The sequence below is a fragment of the Mesorhizobium sp. M6A.T.Ce.TU.016.01.1.1 genome (genome assembly GCF_003997065.1).
Taxonomy (GTDB): domain Bacteria; phylum Pseudomonadota; class Alphaproteobacteria; order Rhizobiales; family Rhizobiaceae; genus Mesorhizobium; species Mesorhizobium mediterraneum.
This window is the reverse complement of sequence record NZ_RZTJ01000054.1, coordinates 1-5,488: the sequence shown is the minus strand read 5'-3', so window position 1 is coordinate 5,488 and position 5,488 is coordinate 1. Positions and strand designations below refer to the sequence as shown.

Sequence of the window (5,488 nt, the reverse complement as noted above, 5' to 3'; positions counted from 1 at the left end):
ACGCAGGCCCGGACAGCCTTCCGCTATAGAGCCGCCACCCGCGTAGACACCCTTGGAGGCAACGCGGCGGAAGGCTGTCCGGGCCTGCGTGATCCCAAAAAAGATTTTGGACCAGATCATGTAAGGCCATGACGGCTTTCGACGTTTACGGCCCAGGCACCTCGCCGGCCGCGAACGCTCCAGAACAACGCGAAAGGAAATGCCATGAGCGATACTTACGAGCTCAAGGCCGAAGCGCGCGAACAGGTCGGTAAGGGGTCCGCCCGTGCAGTTCGCCGCAACGGTAAAGTGCCTGCAGTAATTTACGGCGACAAGCAGCCTCCCCTGGCGATTGCGCTGACCTACAAGGACATCTACTACAAGATCCATGGCGGCGGGTTCCTGACCACGATCGCCACGATCGATGTCGACGGCAAGAAGATCCAGGTCCTGCCCAAGGACTTCCAGCTCGACCCGGTCAAGGATTTCCCGGTCCATGTCGACTTCCTGCGCATCGGCAAGGACACCGAAGTCAATGTCGACGTGCCGGTCCACTTCATCAACGAGGACAAGTCGCCCGGCATCAAGCGCGGCGGCGTGCTCAACATCGTGCGTCACGAAGTCGAGTTCCACTGCCCGGCCAATGCGATCCCGGAATTCATCACCGTCGATCTCACCGGCACCGATATCGGCGATTCGATCCATATCTCGGCGGTCAAGCTGCCGGCCGGCGTCAAGCCGGTGATCTCCGACCGCGACTTCACCGTCGCGACCATTGCCGGCTCCGCGGCGATGAAGCCGGAGGCGGAAGAGACGGTCGAAGCGGCTGAGCCCGAAGCGGCTCCTGCCGCCGAAGAGAAGTAATCCCTTTCCGCCCGGAGGTGACGATGCTGCTGTTTGCAGGCCTCGGCAATCCGGGCGCGAAATACGCCAACAACCGGCACAATGTCGGCTTCATGGCGGCGGACGCAATCGGCCGCCGCCATTCCTTTTCGCCCTGGTCGAAGAAGTTCCAGGGACTGATCGCCGAAGGCACGCTTGCCGGCGAAAAGATCATCCTGATCAAGCCGCAGACCTTCATGAACAATTCAGGCCAGTCGATCGGCGAAGCGCTGCGCTTCTACAAGCTCACCCCCTCGGCGCTCACAGTCTTCTATGACGAGATCGACCTCGCCGACGGCAAGGTCCGCGTGAAGACCGGCGGCGGCGCCGGCGGTCACAACGGCATCCGCTCGATCGACGGCCATGTCGGTAACGCTTACCGCCGCGTGCGCATCGGCGTCGGCCACCCGGGCGTCAAGGAATTCGTCCAGCATCATGTGCTTGGCGATTTCGCCAAGGCCGATCGCGAATGGCTGGAGCCGCTGCTCGACGCCATCGGTGATCATGCCGACTTGATCGTCAGGGGGGACGAGTCCGGCTTCATGAACAAGGTCAGCGTTGCCGTCCAACGCAAGACCGGTGCTACGCCCGAACGCGAAAACGCGGGGTCGAAACAGCAGAGCCCGAAACAGCAAAGCCACGTCCGTCAGGCGCGACAGCAGCCGGCGGTCAAGCTGCCGCAAACCGGCCCGATGGCTGCCATGCTGAAGAAGCTGTTTGGCGGCAAGGATTGAGCTTCGGCGTGAACGGAGCCGAAGGGCTTGACGTTCGTCACCCCTTTCGCCCATAGCCCTCATCAAATTTCGATTTCCCAATAGGACCGGATAAAAATGGGTTTCAAATGCGGCATCGTTGGCTTGCCCAATGTTGGCAAATCGACGCTTTTCAACGCGCTGACCAGGACGGCGGCGGCGCAGGCCGCCAACTATCCGTTCTGCACCATCGAACCGAATACCGGCGAGGTGGCGGTGCCCGACCCGCGTCTGCAGAAGATCGCGGCGATCGGCAAGTCGAAGGAGATCATCCCGACCCGCATCTCCTTCGTCGACATCGCCGGCTTGGTACGCGGCGCCTCGAAGGGCGAAGGGCTGGGCAACCAGTTCCTGGCCAACATCCGCGAGGTCGACGCCATCGTCCATGTGCTGCGCTGCTTCGAGGATGATGACATCACCCATGTCGAGGGCCGCATCGATCCCGTCGCCGACGCCGAGACGGTCGAGACCGAGCTGATGCTCGCCGACCTCGACAGCCTCGAGCGCCGCATCGTGCAGTTCCGCAAGCGCGCTTCCGGCAAGGACAAGGAGGCGTTGACCGTGCTTCCGATGATGGAAGCCGCTCTTGAACTCCTGCAGGCCGGCAAGCCAGCCCGCATTCTGCTCAAAGGTATCTCCGCGGAGGATCTGCGCATCCTGCAGGGGCTGAACCTGCTGACGTCGCACCCCGTTCTCTATGTCTGCAATGTCGCAGAGGCCGACGCCGCCGCCGGCAATTCGCACACCAAAGCGGTCGAACAGATGGCTGCCGCGCAAGGCGCCCGCACCGTGGTGATTTCGGCAGCGATCGAAGCCGAGGTCGCGCAGCTCAGCGACGACGAGGAAATGGAATTCCTGGCAACGTTGGGCCTTGAGGAGCCAGGCTTGAACAAGGTGATCCGCGCCGGCTACGAGCTTTTGCAGCTCATCACCTATTTCACCGTCGGGCCAAAGGAAACGCGCGCCTGGACCGTGCACAAGGGCGCCAAGGCGCCGCAGGCGGCAGGCGTCATCCACACCGATTTCGAGCGCGGCTTCATCCGCGCCCAGACCATCGCATACAACGACTTCATCACGCTGGGCGGCGAAGTGGCGGCCAAGGAAGCCGGCAAGGCGCGCGACGAAGGCAAGGAATATGTCGTCCAGGACGGCGACATCATGCTGTTCAAGTTCAACACCTGACCTGACCGACGGCGCCTTCTTCCTTCTCCCCTTGCGGGAGAAGGTGGATTGGCGCGCAGCGCCAAGACGGTTGAGGGGTGTTAGCCGGAGCGCTGTGGGTGCCAAGCTGGAACACCCCTCAGCCGACCGAGCTTCGCTCGGCCACCTTCTCCCACAAGGGGAGAAGGGAGAGACCGCGCGGGCCCTTTCCGCGTGGCTTGACTGCCCGCAACGCCCGGTCTAAGGGGCGTCTGCACCGGCCCGCGCTTTCGTCGAAAGCCTGTCCCGTGCAATCCGAAACGACACGCCCGCTCGAACCCATCCTTTTGGCCTCAGCAAGGGAGACCCGGCGATGATCAAGGCATTCGTCGTGGACAATGATCGCCTGCGCGTTGCCGACGATCTCTTGGCAAACAGCGACAAGGTCGTCTGGGCCGACCTTATGAACCCTACCAAGGAAGAGGAAACGGCCATCGAGACTTGGCTCGGTGTTGCCATTCCGACGCGCGAGGAGATGGAGGAGATCGAGATTTCGAGCCGCCTCTATATCGAGGACGGCGCCTATTTCATGACCGCCACGCTGCCGGCTCAGACCGAGGCCGACGATCCGCTAATGTCGCCGGTCACCTTCGTGCTGGCCGGCAATAGGCTGATCACCGTGCGCTACCACGAGCCGAAGGCCTTCAAGACCTTTCCGCTGCGCGCCGAGAAGGTGGCGACCGGCTGCACCAGCGGCGACACCATCCTGATCGGCCTGCTGGAGGCGATCGTCGACCGCCTCGCCGACATTCTGGAGCGCGCCGGCCGCGACATAGAGACGATCTCGCGCGACATCTTCGAGGCACGCTCGACCAAGGCTTCCAAGCGCAACCGCGACTTCCAGGAATTGCTGAAGGCCATCGGCCGCAAGGAGGACATCGCCTCCTCGATCCGCGACAGCCTGATCTCGCTGCAGCGGCTCGCCGGCTTCCTCACCCACGCCTCGACCCAGACCAAGATGAGCAAGGATATCCGCGCGCGCATCAAGACCTTGTCGCGCGACGTGCTGTCGCTCGCCGACCACGCCACCTTCCTGTCGCAGAAGATCAACTTCCTGCTCGACGCGACGCTCGGCATGATCTCGATCGAGCAGAACGCCATCATCAAGATCTTCTCCGTCGCCGCGGTCATCTTCCTGCCGCCGACGCTGGTCGCGTCGATCTACGGCATGAATTTCAATGTCATGCCCGAGCTGAGCTGGCATTTCGGTTATCCCTTCGCCATCGGCTTGATGATCCTGTCGGCGATCCTGCCCTTCTGGTATTTCCGCCGCCGCGGCTGGTTGTAAAGCCTTCGGACCTTCTGTTTCGTTGGCTGTTCCGTGGGGCGCGCGATGGCCTGGCGCACCAGAAATTACTTGACCAAATCCCGTCCCACCTGCATCCGGGAACCCCGATCCGTGGCGATCGTGCAATCTTGAACCGGATTCCAGACCATGACCGGAAAGAATTCCAGACCATGACCGGCCAGACCGGAAAGACTTGGGCCTATGAGGATTTCGTCGAAGGCGCCTCGCTCGACCTCGGCACGAAACTGGTGAGCGCGGCCGAGATCATCGAATTCGCGCAAGAGTTCGATGCGCAGCCGATGCATCTCGACGAGGCGGCGGGCAAGGCCAGCATCCTTGGCGGGTTGGCGGCCTCCGGCTGGCACACCTGCGCGATGTTCATGCGCATGCTGTGCGATGCCTTCCTGCTGGACTCGACCTCGCAGGGCGCCCCCGGTGTCGACCTCGTCAAATGGAAAAAGCCGGTGCTGGCCGGCGATATGTTGACCGGCAACACCACCGTCCTTGCCAAGCGCCTGTCCAGATCGAAGCCCCAGCTCGGCCTCGTCGCCATGCGCAGCGAGCTTTTCAACCAGCGTGGCGAAGGCGTCTTCGAACTCGAGAACACCGTCATGTTCCTGACCCGAGGGGCCAACGCGTGAGCCTCGACGAATTCTTCTGCATCGGCGTCACCGTCACGCTCGGTTCGCATAAATTCGAATCCGAGGCGATCAAGGCGTTCGCCAGGAAATACGATCCGCAGATATTCCATCTCGACGAAGAGGCGGCGAAGAGGAGCGTGTTCGGCGGCCTGTGCGCCTCGGGCTGGCACACAGCGGCAACCTGGATGAAATTGAACCTCGAGACCGGCGTGGAGGCCAACGGCGCCCGGTGGGCCGGCACTAGGCCCGCGCCCGAATTTGGCCCCTCGCCCGGCTTCAAGAACCTCAAATGGCTGAAGCCCGTCTATGCCGGAGAAACCGTGACCTTCACCCGCACCGCGCTTGCCCATCGCCCCATCGCATCACGGCCGGGCTGGCGGTTGCTCACGCTGCGCTCGGAGGCCTTCGATTCGACCGGTGACAAGGTCATCGAGTTCGAAAGTGCCGTGCTGGTGAAGATGGGGTGAGAGCGCGCTGCTTACCTTCTCCCCTTGTGGGAGAAGGTGGATTGTCGCGAAGCGACAAGACGGATGAGGGGTGTTGGAAGAAATGAAGCGCTGGCGATCTGTCCAGCACCCCTCATCCGACCGAGCTTCGCTCGGCCACCTTCTCCCACAAGGAGACCTTTGCACAGAAGCCGAACGGTGATTCTGTGGTGAAGGTTGGAGCAGGGAGATTCGGGATGGCGGATCGTGTTTTGGGTCAGTTGAGTCTGGCGGACGGTCTGGCGGCGTCGGATGAGACGA

The 5,488-nt window shown here is 62.4% G+C and carries 6 protein-coding genes; all 6 read left to right on the top strand.

Going from position 1 to position 5,488, the window contains the following annotated elements; translation table 11 throughout:
* The first annotated feature begins 204 nt into the window (after positions 1–204).
* The 6 genes from EOC94_RS32770 to EOC94_RS32745 all read left to right on the top strand — a co-directional run bounded on the left by EOC94_RS32770 (position 205) and on the right by EOC94_RS32745 (position 5,209).
* A complete protein-coding gene (locus EOC94_RS32770; RefSeq protein ID WP_095488835.1) occupies positions 205–843 on the top strand; it encodes a 50S ribosomal protein L25/general stress protein Ctc in 639 nt (212 codons plus the stop codon).
* Between the two features lie 23 nt (positions 844–866).
* Positions 867–1,595, top strand: a complete 729-nt coding sequence (pth, locus tag EOC94_RS32765; protein WP_095488834.1) for an aminoacyl-tRNA hydrolase — start codon at positions 867–869, stop codon at positions 1,593–1,595.
* A 96-nt stretch (positions 1,596–1,691) separates the two neighbouring features.
* On the top strand, positions 1,692–2,795 hold the full coding sequence (gene ychF, locus EOC94_RS32760) for a redox-regulated ATPase YchF (protein WP_127295724.1): 1,104 nt from the start codon (positions 1,692–1,694) through the stop codon (positions 2,793–2,795).
* Positions 2,796–3,126: 331 nt separating this feature from the next.
* Positions 3,127–4,101 (top strand): magnesium/cobalt transporter CorA, encoded by a 975-nt coding sequence (corA, locus tag EOC94_RS32755; protein ID WP_095488832.1) that lies wholly within the window; start codon positions 3,127–3,129, stop codon positions 4,099–4,101.
* A gap of 170 nt (positions 4,102–4,271) precedes the next feature.
* Positions 4,272–4,742, top strand: a complete 471-nt coding sequence (locus EOC94_RS32750; protein ID WP_127295722.1) for a MaoC family dehydratase — start codon at positions 4,272–4,274, stop codon at positions 4,740–4,742.
* Positions 4,739–5,209: a MaoC family dehydratase gene (locus tag EOC94_RS32745; protein WP_095488830.1), complete on the top strand. Its 471-nt coding sequence runs from the start codon at positions 4,739–4,741 to the stop codon at positions 5,207–5,209. The genes EOC94_RS32750 and EOC94_RS32745 overlap by 4 nt, the downstream gene beginning before the upstream one ends.
* Positions 5,210–5,488 lie beyond the last annotated feature (279 nt).